Below are 18,630 nucleotides of genomic sequence, written 5' to 3' on the forward strand. Positions count from 1 at the left end.
CCGGAGCGAGTCAACGGTTGGTGCCTGTTGCGAGTATTGAAACTAGTATAACATTCCCGCTTTGACGGAAAACCTCTGCAATGCAGATCGCCGAATGACGACGAATAAATGGATCAGCCTGTACCTGGCACAGCTGTTGTCGCTGATGCTGTCCACCGCACCTGCCACCGCGGCGGACCTGCTGAACCGGCAGGACCAGCCCTGGCAGCCGGGCGCCGGCGCCATCCAGGTACCGCTATGGCCCGAGGGGCCGCCCGCGCCCTCGCCGTTCAAGGGCAACGAAGCCTACGGCAACGAGGACAAGCAGATCGCCGGCCGCCCGTTCACGATGATCGAGCACGTGTCCCGGCCCACCATGAGCATCTTTCGCGCAAAGGATAATGGCAACAGTACGGGCGCGACAGTCTTGGTATTCCCCGGCGGCGGCTACCGGCGCCTGGCGATCGACCTGGAAGGCACCGAAGTGTGCGACTGGCTGACGGCCAAGGGCATCACCTGCGTCGTGCTGAAATACCGGGTGCCGGGTTCGGGGCCGTACTGGTCGGAAGAATGCAATTGCCGGCGCATTCCTGCCACGCCGTATGCGCTGCAGGACGCACAGCGCGCCATGGCCCTGCTGCGTGCGCGCGCCCCGGAATGGGGAATCGATCCGCACCGGATCGGCGTGCTGGGTTTTTCGGCGGGCGGACACATGGTGGCCGATATCAGCAACCACGATCAACGCAGTTACCGTCCGCTCGACGACGCCGACCGCCAGGGCAGCCGGCCCGATTTCGCCATCGCCGTCTATCCGGGCCACCTGTGGCAAGGACCCGGACTGAAGCTCAATCCAGCGGTGAAGATTGCGCGCAACGCGCCGCCGACGCTGATCGTCGCCGCCAGCGACGACCCGGTCGACGACATCCGCCATTCGCTGGTGTATTACCTGGCGCTGCAGCGGGCGAAGGTGCCGGTGGCAATGCACGTGTATGCCCATGGCGGACACGCGTTCGGCGTGCGCAGGACGGCCGCCATCAACACGCACTGGACCGACCTGGCGGAGCAATGGATGCAGTCGATCGGCGTGCTGCAACCTGGCGTGGCGGTTCCATGAAGTGCACCAGGGCCTTCGCTGCCGGCCTGTCGATCGCTGCCCTGGCGCTGATCGGCGCCGCCACGCCGGTCCGGGCTGCGGTGCCGGCCGCGCCTCCCGCTGCGCCGGCATGCGATCCGGCCAGGCTGCGCCTGGCGCTCGACGGCCGCGACGGCGACTTCAACGGCATGTCGCACGGCGGCACCGAGGTCTCCATCCGCAACCTGGGACCGGACTGCAGCCTGCCCGCATTGTTGCCGGTCGCCTTGTACGATGCGCGTGGCGTGAAGTTGCCGGTGCAGGCGCGCACCGCGCCCGCGCCCCGGCCGGCGCGGTTGCGCCTGGGCGGCGGCCACCGCGCCGCCATGAGCTTGCGCTGGGTCTCGGGACCGGTCTACGCGCGCAACCGCAGCGCGCACGTGGCCGAGGTACGCGTGCAAGTCGGCGCGGCCAGCCTGCGGGCGCCGCTCGACGCCGTGATGTACGGCGCGGCCGGCGCGCCCATCGCCCTGGACCGGACCCCTTTGCGCGCCATGGAAGGCATGGCGGCCGACCGCTGAGGCCTGGATCGGCCGCGCCGGCCTCGATGCTGCGGCCTCAGTGCTGACTTTTTTCGCGTGCCACCCAGTACAGCAGCACGCAGATCGCCGCATACGGCAGCAGCGACAGCAGGTCCGCGTTCGCCCCGGCGAAGAACGGGTTCATGCTCTCGGCCCACTTGCTCATGCGCGTATCGAAATCGGTCAGCACCCCGGCGGTGATGGCGATGATAATGCCGGCCAGCGCGCCGCCGGCGATGTAGCCGGACGCCAGCAGCGTGCCGGAACTGCGGTCGCCCGCCGCCTGCAGTTCTTCCTCGTTCAGGCCGGCGTACTGCGGCAGCGTGCCGTTGCGGCGGTCGGCCAGCCAGCGGATCAGGCCGCCTATCGCGATCGGCAGCGTCGACACCAGCGGCAGGTACACGCCCACCGAGAATGCCAGCGACTGCACGCCGGCCATTTCCAGCACCAGCGCGATCATCACGCCGAACAGCACCAGGGTCCACGGCAGTTGCTGGTCGAGGATGCCCTTGATGATGTAGGACATCAGCACGGCCTTGGGCGCGTCGTACTTCTTGACCTCGGTGCCGTCCGGGCGCGTGTGGAACTGGCCGTTGATGCCCGGGTCGACCAGGTAGGCCAGCGAGCCGTCGGGGCGTACCAGGTACTTGCCGGCCGGGCCGCCGTCGGTGTCCGTCTTTTGCCAGACCTTGTAGGTATTGTGGTCGGATGCGGCCTGCGGCCCCTGCAGCTGGGCGCTGGCGTCCAGCTTGCTCACATCGACGCGCAGCGCCTGCAGCTGCGGCGCCGCCTGCGCGGTCGGCACGTAGACGGTGCCGGCATCGTTGAGCTTGAGCAGGATCGGCCCCAGGATCAGCGCCGAGGCGAAGGCACCGGCCAGGATGGCATACTGCTGCAGGCGCGGGGTGGCGCCGACCAGGTAGCCGGTCTTGAGGTCTTGCGAGGTGGTGCCGGCATTGCTGGCGGCGATGCAGACGATGGCGCCGACCGACAGCGCGGTGACGTAGTAGCGTCCGCCGGTCCAGCCCATCGCCAGGAAGATCAGGCAGGTGAACAGCAGCGTCGCCACCGCCATGCCGGAAATCGGGTTCGACGAGGAACCGACCTCGCCGGTCAGGCGCGAGGACACGGTCGAGAACAGGAAGCCGAACACCAGGATCAGCAGCGCCCCCAGCAAATTCATGTGCAGCGGCGTGGCGAAGGTGATCACGGCGATGATGCCGAGGCAGCCGATGACGACCCACTTCAGCGGGATGTCCTGCTCGGTGCGCGGCAGCGGCGCGCCGGGCACGCCGGCAGATGCACCGGCCGTGGACGGCGCGCCCATGCGCATGCCGGCCAGGCCGCCCTTCAAGCCGTTCCAGATGGTCGGCAGCGAACGCGCCAGGCTCACCAGGCCGCCGGCCGCGACCGCGCCGGCGCCGATGTACAGCACGTAGGCGCTGCGGATGTCGTCCGGCCCCATGTCCTTGATGAGCATGGTGCCCGGCGCCAGCGGCACGGTCAGCAGCTCGCCGAAGAACTTGATCATCGGGATCAGGAGCAGGTAGGACAGCACGCCGCCGGCCGCCATCGTCATGGCGATGCGCGGGCCGATGATATAGCCGACGCCGAGCAGCTCGGGCGAAATCTCGGCGCCGGCCGATCCGGCCTTCAGCGGCGCGCCGAACACGAAGTCGACCGTGTCCTTCCACAGCTTGAGCGAGATGTTGAAGACTTTATACAGCAGGCCCAGTCCGAAGCCGCCGAAGATGATGATGGCGCGCCGGCGCGCCGCCAGCGCCTCGCTCGACCCTTCCAGGCGCGCCTCGCCCGCGGCCTCGCGTGAGGATGGCGTGGCCGCGGCCTTGAGCACCTCGGCGCAGGCGGTGCCTTCCGGGTATTTCAGTTCGCGGTGCTGGTCGACGATCATGGTGCGGCGCATCGGGATCATCATCAGGATGCCGAGCAGGCCGCCCAGGATCCCGACCAGCATCACGCGCGAGATTTCCAGGTCGAAGCCGAGGATCATGATGGCCGGCATGGTCACGCCGAGGCCGAAGGCGAGCGACTCGCCGGCCGAACCGGCGGTCTGGGTGATCGAGTTTTCCAGGATGGTCGACTCGCGCCCGCCGGCCTTTTTCGCCAGCCCGAACAGGGTAATGGCGATCACCGCCACCGGAATCGAGGCGCTCACCGTCAGGCCCACCTTCAGCACCAGGTACAGCGAAGAGGCGCCGAACACCATGCCCAGCACCACGCCCATGACCAGCGCGCGCAGCGTCATTTCGGGCAGGGCGCTGGACGCCGGGATGTAGGGCTTGACGGCGGGCGGCTGGGGATCGTACGGCATCGGGTGTCCTTCGGATGAAACGACGACTGCAAACGTGGCGTGCCAGGTGGCATGCGGCAGGACCGCCGGCATCGCCGGGCGGGCCGTGAAAGCGTGACTATCGCACATGCCGTAGTGGAAGAAAAGCGGATTATAATCGGCCCTTGCCCTCCCGCCCGGCGCGGTTTCTGGCCGTTTCGGCCACACGGACATCGCCCCCGCCGCACGCCGCGGCGGCGCCGATGTCCCCTATTAGGAAGCACAGTTTTGGCAAATCATGTTCCCCAGGCGCCCGGTCGCCAGTCCAAGCCCAAGTCGTTCGGCCGCGTGCGCGGTTTCATCCTGCTGGCGCTCGCCGCCCTGCTGCTGCTGGCGGCCGGCGTGGCGGGCTACGTGATGCTGCGCGTGCTGCCCAACGTGCCGGCGCTGGACGCCGTGACCGATTACCGGCCCAAGATTCCGCTGCGCATCTATACGGCAGACAACGTGCTCATCGGCGAGTTCGGCGAAGAACACCGCGACTTCGTCCCGATCAAGCAGATTCCCGACCTGATGAAGAAATCGCTGCTGGCGATCGAGGATGCGCGCTTCTACGAGCACGGCGCGATCGACGTCAAGCGCGCGCTGGGCGCGGTCGGCGCCAACATCCGCAGCGGCTTCGGCGCCGGCGGCGCCTCCACCATCACCATGCAGGTGGCGCGCAACTTCTTCCTGTCGCGCGAAAAGCGCCTGGGCCGCAAGATCAACGAGATCGCGCTGGCCTACAAGATCGAGGCGGCGCTCTCCAAGGACGAGATCCTGGAGCTGTACATGAACCAGATCTACCTGGGCCAGCGCGCCTACGGCTTTTCCAGCGCGGCGCGCACCTACTTCAACAAGCGCCTCGACCAGTTGTCGGTGGCCGAGACCGCGATGCTGGCCGGCCTGCCGCAGAACCCGTCGCGCCACAACCCGGTGGCCAACCCGAAGCGCGCGCGCGAACGCCAGCACACCGTGCTGGCACGCATGCGCGCGCTCGACTACATCAGCGAGGCCGAGTACCAGAAGGCCCTGGCGGAACCGCTGCACATCAATACCCGCGGCCAGGAATTCGACACCCACGCCGAGTACGTGGCCGAACTGGCGCGCCAGGCGGTCTACAGCCAGTTCAAGGAAGAAGCCTATACGCGCGGCATCCGGGTCACCACGACGATCCTGAAGGCCGAGCAGGAAGCCGCCTACGCCTCGGTGCGGCGCAACGTGATCGCCTACGACCAGCGCCACGGCTACCGCGGTCCGGAAGGCCGCATGGAATTGCCGGACGATCCGGTCGAGCGCGAGGATGCCATCAACGAAGCGCTCGGCAGGCGCCCGGTCAGCGACGGCCTGCTGCCGGCGGTGGTGCTGGCCGCCTCCGCCAAGTCGGTGCGCGTCGAGACCGTCGATGGCGACACCGTCGACATCAAGGGCGCCGGCCTGAAGTTCGCCGCCGCCGGCCTGGCGGGCAATGCCAAGGACACGTTGCGCATCGCGCCGGGCGCCATCGTGCGGGTGGCGCGCGACGCCAAGGACAACTGGTCGATCACGCAGGTGCCGCAGGTGGCGGCCGCCTTCGTCGCCATCGACGCCGACAGCGGCGCCTACCACGCGCTGGTGGGCGGCTTCGACTACAACTTCCAGAAGTTCAACCACGTGACGCAAGCCTGGCGCCAGCCCGGTTCCGGCATGAAGCCATTCATCTATTCGGCGGCGGTCGAAAAAGGGTATTCGCCGGCCACCCGCATCCTGGATGCGCCGCTGGACCTGGCCGGAGAAGACGCCGGCAAGACCTGGTCGCCGCAGAACGACGATTTCAAATGGGACGGCCCGATCAGCATGCGCCGCGCGCTGGCCGAATCCAAGAACGTGCCGTCGGTGCGCCTGCTGCGCGCCGTGTCGGTGCCGTTCTCGCACGAATTCCTGGGCCGCTTCGGCTTCGACCTGGCGCGCCAGCCGAAGAATTTCACCCTCGCGTTGGGCACCGGTTCGGTCACGCCGCTGCAGATGGCCGGCGCCTACGCGGTGTTCGCCAACGGCGGCTACGCGGTCCAGCCCTACCTGATCGCGAAAATCGAGGATGCCGACGGCAAGATCATCCAGCAGGCCAAGCCGCCGACCGTTCACAACGAAGAGCAGCGCGTGCTGGACGCGCGCAATGCGTTCATCACCGACAGCATGCTGCGCGACGTGACCCGCTACGGCACCGGCGCCGCCGCCACCAAGGCGCTGGGACGCAACGACATCGCCGGCAAGACCGGCACCACCAGCGACGCGGTGGACGGCTGGTTCTCCGGCTACGGCGGCAACGTGGTGGCGGTGGCCTGGATGGGCTACGACGATCCGAAGTCGCTGGGTGGACGCGAATTCGGCGCCACCCTGGCGCTGCCGATCTGGATCGACTACATGAAGGTGGCGCTGGCCAAGCGTCCGCAGGAAGAACGCGCGCAGCCGGAAGGCCTGGTGCGCGAGAACGACGACTGGGTCTACGCCGAGTATGCCGAGACGCCGGTGCTGGGCGGCGTCGACCTCGACCAGCAGCCGGCCGCCGACCCGAATGCGGCGCCGGAAGATCCGAACGCCTACCGCGACCCGAACGCGCCGCCGGCCCCGCCGGCACCTCCCGCGCTGCCGGCCCCGCCGCAGCCGACGCAGCCGGTGCAGTCGCAGGGAAGCAGCTGGTTCTGACTTGCGAGTGTGAACGCCAGGCCGGCCCACTCGTCGTCCCCGCGCAGGCGGGGACCCATGCGGCGAGTCCAGCGTCGGCATTGTCGACGCATTCCAGTCCGTTCCGGCATACCGGATGCGCTTGTCCGGCATGGCCGGAATGGCGACGCTGTCCGCCTTGTCCTACGAACAAGGACGGGCTCATCCTATTTCGTGCAGCCCGGCGGGCGCGCATCATGGCTTCACACACATAGACGAACGGAGAAGACCATGAAAACCTACCAAACCGCGATGATCGGCGCACTGATGGCAATGAGCCTGGCAGCCTGCAGCTCGACCGGCACCGGCAGCGGCGACATGAATGGCAACATGAGCACGGCGCCCGTCAACGGCAGCGTCCAGAGCGGCAGCTCGTCTTCCGGCACCACGTCCAGCGGCATGTCGAGCGGCAGCAGCATGAGCGGCACCACCAACTCGGGCACCATGGGCACCGCCGGCAACGGCGCTGCCGGCACCTCGTCCTCGGGCATGACCAACAACACCTCGGGTTCGAACAACTGGGGCGGCGCCGACACCACGTCGGGCGCCACCGGCACCGGCACCACGCCGCCCACCTCGGGCGCCGGCACCCGCTAAGGTTTTCTACCTCCATGATGCCTGCGCCCGGCGCAGGTATCGAACGTCGACATGGCGCAGCGCCCACCGGTGCTGCGCCATGTGCTTTTTCCGGCCTGCGCCAACGCCGGGCTGCGGCGCACGGGTAGAATGCATGTCATCGCACCCTCCACCGCACCCATGAAAAACTGGTTCACGCGTCTTTTCGGCGGCGCCGATCCGGCGCCTGTTGTTTCCCCGGTCGCCGCCCCGGCATCCCCATCGTCTGCCGGCGGCGCGCCTGGCGCAGCAGCCGCGGCGCCCGCCGGCCCGTCCATGCAGGCGCCGCCGCCGGACCACGCCACCCTGGCGCGCCGGCTCGACCTCGCCTTTTGCCGCTGGCTTACCGATCCGGTACGCGGCGACGCCGCGGCGGCAGCCGAGCAGCGCATCCTGGCCGAGATCGCGCGCCTGGCCGGCAATCCGGCCGCAGCTGGCGACCTGGTGCCGCGCGTGCCGGCGGTGGTGCCGCAACTGCTGAAAAGCCTGCGCGACGAGAGCGTGTCCAGCGCCGACCTGGCGCGCCAGATCGCGCGCGACGCGGTGCTGGTGGCGGAAACGATCCGCGAAGCCAACAGCCCGCTGTTCCGGCGCGGCGCGCCGGTGCGCAGCATCGACGCCGCCGTCATGGTGCTGGGCGAGAGCGGCCTGCGCATCCTGCTGGCGCGCGTCGCGTTCCGGCCGATCATCAACATGCAGGGCGGCCCCGGCGGCGTGGCGCGGCTGGTGGCGCCGCGCCTATGGGCGCAGTCGGACAAGTGCGCGCTGGCCGCCAGCCTGCTGGCCGCGGATCTGGGCGCCGATCCGTTCGAGGCCTACCTGGCCGGCCTGATGCTCAATCTCGGCCTGATCGTCGCCTTGCGCATCATCGACCGCCTGGAGCAGCCGCTGGTGCCGCAGTCGGACGCCTTTTGCGTCGACCTGCTGGCGGGCGCGCGCGCGCTGTCGGCGGCCATCGCCGCGCACTGGGAATTGCCGCCTTTTGTCGCCGGCGCCATCGTGCGCGCCGGCCGGCCGGGGACGATCCCGCTGGCCGAGGCGCTGGGCCGCGCAGACCTGCTGGCCAAGCTGCGCCTGCTGGTCGACCACGGCGTCTACCCTGCCGACGAGCCATCCCTGCAGCCGCTGCTGGCCGGCGCGGCGGGCGACTGTTTCGCGCGCCTGGGCGACGCCGGCGCCTGAAGCGGACCAGCGGGTTGGGGCACGGCGCGGCGGCCGCACCGGAACAGCCCTCCGCGCCGCTTCGACTATAATGAACTCCCTGTTGGACCCTATGTTCCGTCGACTATTGATAGCCCGCGTCAATGCCTTTCGATCTCAAAAAACACCTCCCGAAATCCGCCACCCGCTTTGCCCTGCCGGCGCTGCACGGCTCTTCCGACGCCTACGCGCTGGCGGTGGCCGCGCGCGAACTGAAGGCGGACCAGCGGATGCTGACCGTGATCGTGGCCAGCGCCGCCGACGGCCAGCGCCTGCTCGACGAGATCCCCTGGTTCGCCGACGGCAAGCTGGCCTGCCACTTGCTGCCGGACTGGGAAACCCTGCCCTACGACGCCTTTTCGCCGCACCAGGACCTGGTGTCCGAGCGCCTGGCCACGCTGCACGAGATCCGCAACGGCCAGTGCGACGTGCTGATCGTGCCGGCCACCACGGCGCTGGTGCGCCTGGCGCCGCCGGCCTTCCTGGCCGCCTACACCTTCTTCTTCCGCCAGGGCGAAAGCCTGGATGAAGCCAGGCTCAAGGCGCAGCTGACGCTGGCCGGCTACACCCACGTGTCGCAGGTGATGTCGCCCGGCGAATACTCGGTGCGCGGCGGCCTGATCGACCTGTTCCCGATGGGTTCCGCGCTGCCCTACCGCCTCGACCTGTTCGGCGACGAGATCGAGACCATCCGCACCTTCGACGCCGACACCCAGCGCTCGCTGTACCCGGTGCGCGAGGTGCGCCTGCTGCCGGGACGCGAATTCCCGATGGACGAGCAGGCGCGCAGCGCCTTCCGCGGCCGCTGGCGCGAACGCTTCGAGAACGATCCGTCGCGCTCGCCGGTCTACCGCGACATCGGCAACGGCATCGCCTCGGCCGGCATCGAATACTACCTGCCGTTGTTCTTCGACCAGACCGCGACCCTGTTCGACTACCTGCCGGACGACGCCGGCCTGGCGCTGGTGGGCGACATCGACGGCGCCATCGAGCGCTTCTGGCAGGACACCGCGTCGCGCTACAAATTCCTCAAAAGCGACCGCGAGCGCCCGATCCTGGAGCCGAAGGAAATCTTCCTCGGCGCCGAGCAGTTCTTCACCCTGGCCAAGCCGCACGGGCGCTGGGCCATCGCGCGCAACGGCGCGGATCTCGGCGTGTCCGAACTGTCCGCACCGATCCCCGACATCGCGGTGAACCGCCGCCTGGACGATCCGCTGGCGAACTTGCGCTCTTATCTCGCGGGCGTCGGCGCGCGCGTGATGATCTGTGCCGAATCGGCCGGCCGGCGCGAGACGCTGCAGCAGTACTTCAACGAATACAGGATCGAGCTGGCTCCCGTCGAAGGCTTCGACGGCTTGCGCGCGTCGAGCGCGCCGCTGGTGCTGGGCGTGGCCCCGCTGCAGGCCGGCTTCGAACTGAACGAGGCGGCGGCCGGGCGCCTGGTGTTCATCACCGAGACCGAGCTGTACGCCGGCACCGGTCGCCGCGCCGGCAAGAAGAAGCAGGAAGCCAGCTCGCAGGTCGAGTCGATGGTGCGCGACCTGTCCGAACTGAAGATCGGCGACCCGGTGGTGCACATCAACCACGGCATCGGCCGCTACATGGGCCTGATGAGCATGGACCTGGGCGAAGGCGAGACCGAGTTCCTGCACCTGGAGTATGCGAAAGAGTCGAAACTGTACGTGCCGGTGTCGCAGCTGCACGTGATCTCGCGCTATTCCGGCGCCTCGCCCGAGGATGCGCCGCTGCACGCGCTCGGCTCCGGCCAGTGGGACAAGGCCAAGCGCAAGGCGGCCGAACAGGTGCGCGACACCGCCGCCGAGCTCTTGAACCTGTACGCGCGGCGCGCGGCGCGCACCGGCCACGCGTTCGAGTATTCGTCCACCGACTACGAGAACTTCGCCCAGAGCTTCGGCTTCGACGAGACTCCGGACCAGGCCGAGGCCATCCACAACGTTATCAAGGACATGACCTCGGGCCGGCCGATGGACCGCCTGGTGTGCGGCGACGTCGGCTTCGGCAAGACGGAAGTGGCGCTGCGCGCCGCCTTCATCGCGGTCATGGGCGGCAAGCAGGTGGCGATCCTGGCGCCGACCACGCTGCTGGCCGAGCAGCACGCGCAAACCTTCGCCAACCGCTTCGCCGACTGGCCGGTCAAGATCGCGGAATTGTCGCGCTTCCGCACCGGCAAGGAGATCAACAACGCCATCAAGGGCATGGCCGACGGCACCGTCGACATCGTGATCGGCACCCATAAATTGCTGTCGCCGGACGTGCAGTTCACGCGCCTGGGCCTGGTGATCATCGACGAGGAACACCGCTTCGGCGTGCGCCAGAAGGAAGCGCTGAAGGCGCTGCGCGCCGAGGTCGACGTGCTCACGCTCACCGCCACGCCGATCCCGCGCACGCTGGGCATGGCGCTGGAAGGCTTGCGCGATTTTTCCGTCATCGCCACCGCGCCGCAGAAGCGCCTGGCGATCAAGACGTTCGTGCGCAGCGAGGACGGTTCCGTCATCCGCGAAGCCTGCCTGCGCGAACTCAAGCGCGGCGGCCAGATCTACTTCCTGCACAACGAGGTCGAGACCATCGAGAACCGCCTGGCCATGCTGCGCGAGCTGCTGCCGGAAGCGCGCATCGGCGTGGCGCACGGCCAGATGCACGAGCGCGACCTGGAAAAGGTGATGCGCGACTTCGTGGCGCAGCGCTTCAACATCCTGCTGTGCACCACCATCATCGAGACCGGCATCGACGTGCCGAGCGCGAACACCATCATCATGCACCGCGCCGACAAATTCGGCCTGGCGCAGCTGCACCAGCTGCGCGGGCGCGTCGGCCGCTCGCATCACCAGGCCTATGCCTACCTGCTGGTGAACGACGTGCTGGGCCTGTCGAAGCAGGCGCAGCGACGCCTGGACGCGATCCAGCAGATGGAAGAACTGGGCAGCGGCTTCTATCTCGCCATGCACGACCTGGAGATCCGCGGCGCCGGCGAGGTGCTGGGCGAGAACCAGTCGGGCGAGATGCTGGAGGTCGGCTTCCAGCTGTATTCCGACATGCTGGGCGAGGCGGTAAAAGCCTTGAAAGCCGGGCGCGAGCCGGACATGAGCGCGCCGCTCTCGTCCACCACCGAGATCAACCTGCACGTGCCGGCGCTGCTGCCGGCCGACTTCTGCGGCGACGTGCACGAGCGCCTGTCGATCTACAAGCGCCTGGCCAACTGCGAGACCCCGGACCGCATCGACGCCATGCAGGAAGAGCTGATCGACCGCTTCGGCAAGCTGCCGGACGCAGTCAAGGCGCTGATCGAGACGCACCGCCTGCGCATCGCGGCGAAGGCGGTCGGCATCGTCAAGATCGACGCCCACGGCGAGGCCGCCAGCCTGCAGTTCATGGAAAAGCCGCCGATCGATCCGATCCGGATCATCACGCTGATCCAGAAGAACAAGCAGGTCAAGCTGGCCGGCCAGGACAGGCTGCGCATCACCGCCGCCATGCCGGACCTGGCGGCGCGCGTGAACCAGGTCAAGCAGACCATCAGGCAGCTGCTGGCCTGACTTATTACAACGATAAAAGGTGCCTACCACGATGTCCGCCATGCCAGATTCGCCGGTACTGAAAAAACTCGTCCTGCAAGGCCCACGGGCCGATCAAGCCGCCTTGGGCGCCATCGCCCGGCTGGTGCAGCCGCAATCGACCACGCCGCTGCACGAACACGCGCTGCGCGCCGACGGCTTCGACTGCACCCCGGCGCTGCAGGATCGCGTGCTGGATGCGGCCTACGCGGCCGGCATCGACGCCGCCTTCGTCGATGCCGGCCTCGCGCTGGCCGACTTCGGCCTGGTGGCGATGGACATGGACTCGACCCTGATCACCATCGAGTGCATCGACGAGATCGCCGACATGCAGGGCCTGAAACCGCAGGTTTCCGCCATCACCGAGGCGGCCATGCGCGGCGAACTGGATTTTGCGGAAAGCCTGGCGCGCCGCGTGGCACTGCTGGAAGGCTTGCCGGTCGAGGCGCTGGGCCGCGTGTACGACGAGCGCCTGCGCATCTCGCCGGGCGGCGAGGCGATGCTGGCCGGCGTGCGCGCAGCCGGCCTGCAGACGCTGCTGGTGTCGGGCGGCTTCACCTTCTTCACCGAGCGCCTGCAGCCGCGCCTGCAGCTCGACCATACGCACGCCAACGTGCTGGAAGCGGCGCACGGCAAGCTGACCGGCCGCGTGCTGGGCGGCATCGTCGACGCCGAGGAAAAGCGCCGCACCGTCGAGCGCACGTGCGCCGCCATCGGCATCGCGCCGCGCCGCGCCATCGTGATGGGCGACGGCGCCAACGATTTACAAATGATGGGCATCGCCGGGCTGTCGGTGGCGTTCCGCGCCAAGCCGGTGGTGCGCGCCCAGGCCGACGTGGCGCTGAATTTCTGCGGGCTGGATGCGCTGCTGACCATCCTGGCCTGAGGCCGTTCGCATGACTTGACGATTGTTCTGCCACAACAGGTACTGGCAGGAACAGGGCTCGACTTCGATTTGGCGCAAACTTCCTGCCGAAGCCGCGCCGACGATGGCCCGCCGCCGCGCTCCAAGCAACAGCAGCGGCCCGGCGGATCGTCCACCCGGCGCATGCGACGGGGAGTGCCATGACGACCTTTCCTTCCGGCCCTGGCGTGCAGCCTGCGCGGCCGCGCCGCCGAGCGTTCCTGCGCGGCGCCGCCGGACTTGCGGCTGGCCTGGCGCACGGCCCGGCGCCGGCGCAGACGGCCCTCGCGGCCCTCGCGGACAGCCCGTGCGCCACCTGGGGCACGGCGCTGACCGGACCGGCGCCGGCATCCTCCATGCTCTCGTTCAACAACCAAACCCTGCGCCTGATCGTACGCGCCAGCATCGGCGGCGCCCGCGTGCGGGTGCGCCTGTCGAACGAATGGGGCAACGCGGCGCTGCAGGTCGGCGCCGCCTGGCTCGGCATCCATGCTGCCGGCGCCAACGTGGCGGCCGCCAGCAACCGCCAGTTGCGCTTCAACGGCAAGGCGGGCGCCACCATGGCGGCCGGCGCCACGCTGTCCTCCGATGCGCTCGACTTTCCGCTGCCGCCGTTCGCCGGCCTGGCGCTGAGCCTGTACCTGCCGGGCGCCGTGCAAGCCGCGTCGGTGCACGACGCGGCGTTCCAGACCAGTTACGTATCGGCCACGGGCGACCATGCCGGCGCGGCCGCCATGGCGGTGCAGCGCACCCTGTATTCCTGGCCGCTGCTGGCCGAGATCGACGCCGCCGGACCGGCTCCCGGCAGCGCGACCGCTGCGCCCGCCAGCGCGCTGGTCGCGCTCGGCGACTCGCTGACCGACGGCGCCCGCAGCAGCGGCAACGCCGACCGCCGCTGGCCGGATTACCTGGCGCGGCGCCTGGCGGCGCAGCGTCCGGCCGGCTGGGCGCCGGTCGGCGTGGTCAATCGCGGCATCAGCGGCAACCGCCTGTTGGCGGACAGCGCCGACACGCCGCTGGCCGGACGCGCCGCCGTGGAACGCTTCGAGCGCGACGTGGCGGCCACCGCCGGCGCACGCTACCTGGCGGTCCTGGTCGGCATCAACGACATCATCCGCAGCCCGTCCGCGAACCCGGTGACGGCCGACCAGCTAGCGGCCGGCTACACCCGCCTGGCGGCGCGCGCCCACGCGCGCGGCATGCTGGCGCTGGGCGCGACCATGCCGCCGTTCGAAGGCTACACCTGGTACACCACGGCGCGCGACGGCGTGCGCCGGCGCGCCAACGACTGGATCAGGAACGGCGGCGCATTCGATGCCGTGGCCGATTTCGATGCCGTCCTGCGCGACCCGCGCCAGCCGACGCGCCTGCTGGCGCGCTACGACAGCGGCGACCACCTGCATCCGCAGGACGCCGGCTACGAGGCGATGGCGCAGGCAGTGCCGCTGGGGCTGTTCGCGCCCTAGGCGTGCTGCTCAGCCCAGCAGCCCCGAAAGCTCGCGCACGTCGACCGGCTTGACCAGGTGATGGTCGAAGCCGGCGGCCAGCGCGGCGTCGCGGTCGCGCGCGTGGCCGTAGCCGGTCAGGGCGATCAGCAGGCTGGCGCGCATCTGCGGCAGCGCGCGCAGGCGGCGCGCCAGTTCGTTGCCGTCCATGTCGGGCAGGCCGATGTCGAGGATGCAGACGTCGGGCACGGTCTCGCCCGCCAGCGCCAGCGCGCGGCCGGAATCATGCTCGACCGCGACGCGATGGCCGAGGTCTTCCAGCACCATCGCCAGCAACTGCGCGGCATCGACGTTGTCGTCGACCAGCAGCACGCTGCGGCGTTCGCCCGCGGCCACGGCGTTGCCGGTCGCGCCGGCCATGCCGGCGGCGCCGCTGCCGCTGCCGCTGCCGCTGGCGGCGGCGCCCATGCCGGCCTGCCCGGGGCAGCAGTTCGCGGGAACGGCCGGCGCCGCCAGCCGCGGCAATACCACCGTGAAGCGGCTGCCCTGCCCCGGTCCCTCGCTGTGCGCCGCCACGCTGCCGCCGTGCAGCTCGACCAGGCTTTTCACCAATGCCAGGCCGATGCCCAGGCCGCCCTGCGAACGGTCGGGCGTGCGCTCGGCCTGGGTGAACAGTTCGAAGGCGCCGCGCCGCACCTCGGGCGCCATGCCGATGCCGTTGTCGACCACGTCCAGCAGCACGCTGCCCGCGGCACCGGCGCCGCCCTCCACGAGCGTCACGCGCAGCGCGATGTCGCCGCCGTCGGGCGTGTACTTGGCGGCGTTGCCGAGCAGGTTGGCCAGCACCTGCACCAGGCGCTTGCGGTCGCCCGCCACCAGCGCCGGTCCCGGCGCCAGGCCCAGGTCGAGGCGGTGGCGGCGCGCCTGCACCAGCGGCCGCACCTGCTCCACCGCATCGGCCACGATATCGGCGATCTCGACCGGCGTGCAGTCGAGCGTCACCAGCCCGCGCGTGACGCGCGACACGTCCAGCAGGTCGTTGATCAGGCTGGTCATGTGGCCGACCTGGCGCGTGATGATGGTGCTGGTGCGCTTGACCTGGGCCGCGTCCAGCCGGCCCAGCGCCAGCAGGTCGGCGGCGGCGCCGATCGGCGCCAGCGGGTTGCGCAGTTCGTGCGCCAGCATCGCCAGGAACTCGTCCTTGCGCCGTCCTTCCAGGCGCAGCTGCTCTTCGATGCGCTTGCGCTCGCTGATCTCGAATACGATGCCGGCCATGCGCTGCGGCTTGCCGCCGGCCAGGTACACGGTGCCGAAGATCGCGAGCCAGTGCACGCTGCCGTCCGGCCACACCACGCGCGTCTCGGTGCGCCACACGCCGGCCTCGGCCACCGCCGCATGGAACTCGCGCTCGACGCGGGCGCGGTCGTCCGGGTGCAGGTGCGCCAGGAACAGGGCCAGGTTCCAGGTCGCCACCGGCTCGGCATAGCCGAAGCACTGGTCGTGGCGCGGCGAACGGCGCGCCGTGTGGCTGGCCAGGTCGTGGTCCCATTCGCCGAGCTGGGCCGCATCGAGGGTGAAGCGCAGGTGCTCGGCGGTGCGGCGCAACTGGTCCTCGGCCTGGCGCCGCGCGGTGACGTCGCGGAAGAAGCTGGTCACGCCGCCATCCAGCGCGGGAAACGCCTTGGCCTCGATCCAGCGGATCGCGCCGCCGGCCAACGGGTAGGGAAATTCGGCGGCCTCTACCTCTTCTCCGGCATGGGCACGGCGCAGCATGCGCTCGATGTCGGTGCCGACCGTATCGGGGAAGACGTCCCAATGGTTACGTCCAACCACCTCGTGCGCGCGTTTTTCCACCAGTGCCAGGCCGGCGGCGTTCATGCGCACCACGTTCCAGTCGCGGTCGATCAGGCCGATGCCTTCGGTCATCGAGTCGAACAGGTGGCGCGAATGGTCGCGCTCGGTATCCAGCGCCGCCTGCGCGTTGGTGGCCTCCACGGCCGCCCAGGTGCGCTCGCCCATGTCGAGCGCCATGCGCAATTCCTCGTCGGTCCACTCGTGCGGCACGGTGTGGTGCAGGCACAGCACGGCATTCACCTGGCCCGAGCGCACCAGCGGGATCGACATGTGCGAGCGCACGTCGATGGTTTCGTAGGCGGCCAGGTAGGCGCGCGCGCGGGCGTCGACGGTGACGTCGCTGACCCGCACTTCCCTGCCGGCGCGCAGTTCGCCGGCCACCCCGAGGTAGAAGTCGTCGAAGCCGGTGCGGATGCCGGACACGCTCGGCAAGCCCTGGCGGACCCAGTCGCGCCGCACGCTCACCGTCATCACCGGCCCGGGCGCGGCGACCTGCGCGAACACCACGCGCGCCAGGCCCAGGCGCTGGCCCAGCAAGCGGCTGGCGGTGCCGATCATGTCGTCGACCGTGCGCAACGGGCGCAGGCCGTCGGCCAGTTCCAGCTGGAACGCCAGGCGCTGCTCGGCGCGCTGCAATTGCGCCACCCGGTCTTCCGCCAGCGCGCGCGCCAGGTGCTGCTCGGTGACGTCGGTGCCTTCGACGAAGATGCCGGCGATGCGGCCGTGCTCGACGATCGGCTGGTAGATCAGGTTGATGTAGCGCTGTTCGACGCCCTCGCGGTCGTGCGTCGACAGCCGCACCGGCAAGTCGTAGCCGACGAATTCCTGGCCGCGCGCGTACACGCGGTCGAGCGTCTCGAATACCTTCTGGCCGGCCAGTTCGGGCAGCACGTCGCGCACCGGGCGGCCGACGTAGTCGCGCCGGCCGAGCAGGCCGTAGACGGCGTCGTTGACGAACTCGAACACGTGCCGTTCGCCGCGCAGCACCGCCATGAAACCGGGCGCCTTGCGGAACAGCGTCTGCAGGCGTTCGGCGTCGGCCTTCAGGTCGAGGTTGGCTTCGAAGGCCTGGCGTGCGTGGTCGATCAGGCCGACCTGCTTCAGCGCCAGCGCCTGCTGCGGCTGCTGCTCGTGGCCGCTGGCTTCGCGCATGCGCTCGATCTCGGTGACATCGACCGGGTGCTGCATCACCATCTCGACCTCGCCGTCGGCGCCGAACACCGGCGTGTGGGTGATGGTCCAGTAGCGCCTCTCGAAGCCGCCGCCGTCCGCCTGCGGACGCGGGATGTCGAAACGCAGCAGCGCCATGGTGTCGGTCTGCCCGGTGCGGATCACGCGCTCGAACGAGGCCACCGCCTGGCGCAGCGTGTCCGGATCGGTGGGAAAGGCATCCCAGGCCCAGCGCCCGACGATGTCGTCCAGTTCGCGCTGCGTCGACGCCAGGTAGGCGCGGTTGGCGGTGACGATGTGCAGCTTGCGATCGAGGACCAGGTAGGGATTGGGCGAGGCGTCGAACAGACGGTGGAACGCTTGATCGGAAGGCGGCATGAAGGGTTGGCACGGCAGAAGGGAAACCTGCCCATTTTACCTTCTTTACATACAGCAATTACCGTCTTTTGCGCGCATTTTCACTTCTGATGGCGTAGTCCCTTTCCCACAACATATTTCTAGAAAGGGAAGAGGTGTAACACCCTGTAATTCCGGATACGCGGACTGAAGGAATGCGTATAGTTAGCAGGTGAGGAGGACCGTCATGAAAAAGCTTGCAATCATCGTTACCCTGGGCGCATCGCTGGCTGCATTGACCGGCTGCGCTACCACTTACCCTGGCCCGGCCAACTACGGCACGCGCGCCTATGCCCAGCCGGCCGATCCGAACGGCTGGCAAGTCGTCTCGGTCACGCCGGTGCCGGTCGGTACCGGCGCCGCCAACGGCGATGCCGGGCGCGTCACGTCGCAACCGTATGCCGTCACCAATCCGGGCGTGGTCAGCTACAGCCCGGGCGTGACCACCGTGGTCACCCAGCCGGTGTACGTGCCGGCGCCGGTGTATGCGCCCTACCCGGCGTATGCCGACCCGTTCTGGTATCCGCCGGTGTCGATCGGCCTCGGCCTGAATTTCGGCTGGAGCAACTGGGGCGGCCATCGCGGCTACCGCGGCGGCTACGGCGGCCCGCGCTTCCGCGGTCATCGCTGATCCGGCGTCGCAGGCGGCTCGGCCACAAGGTCGGGCCATCGGCACCCAAGGCCGCGTCCCCGGACGCGGCTTTTTTTCGTCCCGCGTTCCGTGCGTCTTCCACCGCGCCGTTGCAGACGCAATCACGCATGTATGTACGCCGTTTTGCTTACGTCCGTCTTACGCGTTTGCATGAATGC

The 18,630-nt window shown here is 69.2% G+C and carries 11 protein-coding genes; 9 read left to right on the forward strand and 2 right to left on the reverse strand.

Annotated features, from left to right (window positions below):
• Positions 1–94 precede the first annotated feature (94 nt).
• Both HH212_RS23440 and HH212_RS23445 read left to right on the forward strand, forming a co-directional pair.
• Entirely contained in the window at positions 95–1,093 is a 999-nt protein-coding gene (locus HH212_RS23440; protein ID WP_229217430.1) for an alpha/beta hydrolase, read from the forward strand.
• Positions 1,090–1,632, forward strand: a complete 543-nt coding sequence (locus HH212_RS23445; RefSeq protein WP_170204690.1) for a DUF4232 domain-containing protein — start codon at positions 1,090–1,092, stop codon at positions 1,630–1,632. Before HH212_RS23440 ends, HH212_RS23445 begins: the two co-directional genes overlap by 4 nt.
• Positions 1,633–1,669: 37 nt before the next feature.
• Here HH212_RS23445 and HH212_RS23450 read toward each other — a convergent pair whose 3' ends face one another.
• Positions 1,670–3,964, reverse strand: coding sequence for an OPT family oligopeptide transporter (locus tag HH212_RS23450; RefSeq protein ID WP_170204691.1), 2,295 nt, complete (start codon positions 3,962–3,964; stop codon positions 1,670–1,672).
• Positions 3,965–4,210: 246 nt separating this feature from the next.
• On the opposite strand from HH212_RS23450, the gene HH212_RS23455 reads away from it, so the two are divergent.
• The 6 genes from HH212_RS23455 (at position 4,211) to HH212_RS23480 (ending at position 14,421) form a co-directional block, all read left to right on the forward strand.
• Complete coding sequence (locus HH212_RS23455) at positions 4,211–6,646, forward strand: penicillin-binding protein 1A (protein WP_370663891.1); 2,436 nt, start codon at positions 4,211–4,213, stop codon at positions 6,644–6,646.
• A 249-nt stretch (positions 6,647–6,895) separates the two neighbouring features.
• Positions 6,896–7,261: a hypothetical protein gene (locus tag HH212_RS23460; protein ID WP_170204692.1), complete on the forward strand. Its 366-nt coding sequence runs from the start codon at positions 6,896–6,898 to the stop codon at positions 7,259–7,261.
• Between the two features lie 159 nt (positions 7,262–7,420).
• Positions 7,421–8,461, forward strand: a complete 1,041-nt coding sequence (locus tag HH212_RS23465) for an HDOD domain-containing protein (RefSeq protein ID WP_170204693.1) — start codon at positions 7,421–7,423, stop codon at positions 8,459–8,461.
• 122 nt (positions 8,462–8,583) lie between these two features.
• A complete protein-coding gene (gene mfd / locus HH212_RS23470; RefSeq protein ID WP_170204694.1) occupies positions 8,584–12,033 on the forward strand; it encodes a transcription-repair coupling factor in 3,450 nt (1,149 codons plus the stop codon).
• 40 nt (positions 12,034–12,073) lie between these two features.
• On the forward strand, positions 12,074–12,937 hold the full coding sequence (serB, locus tag HH212_RS23475; RefSeq protein WP_170204695.1) for a phosphoserine phosphatase SerB: 864 nt from the start codon (positions 12,074–12,076) through the stop codon (positions 12,935–12,937).
• A 179-nt stretch (positions 12,938–13,116) separates the two neighbouring features.
• Positions 13,117–14,421, forward strand: coding sequence for an SGNH/GDSL hydrolase family protein (locus HH212_RS23480; protein WP_170204696.1), 1,305 nt, complete (start codon positions 13,117–13,119; stop codon positions 14,419–14,421).
• Between the two features lie 9 nt (positions 14,422–14,430).
• Here the strand turns inward: HH212_RS23480 and HH212_RS23485 are convergent, their stop codons facing one another.
• Complete coding sequence (locus HH212_RS23485; protein ID WP_170204697.1) at positions 14,431–17,802, reverse strand: PAS domain-containing protein; 3,372 nt, start codon at positions 17,800–17,802, stop codon at positions 14,431–14,433.
• Positions 17,803–18,007: 205 nt separating this feature from the next.
• Here HH212_RS23485 and HH212_RS23490 point away from each other — a divergent pair, with 205 nt between their 5' ends.
• Positions 18,008–18,451: a hypothetical protein gene (locus HH212_RS23490; RefSeq protein WP_170204698.1), complete on the forward strand. Its 444-nt coding sequence runs from the start codon at positions 18,008–18,010 to the stop codon at positions 18,449–18,451.
• Positions 18,452–18,630: the final 179 nt, after the last annotated feature.

Source organism: Massilia forsythiae (assembly GCF_012849555.1).
Lineage (GTDB): Bacteria > Pseudomonadota > Gammaproteobacteria > Burkholderiales > Burkholderiaceae_D > Telluria > Telluria forsythiae.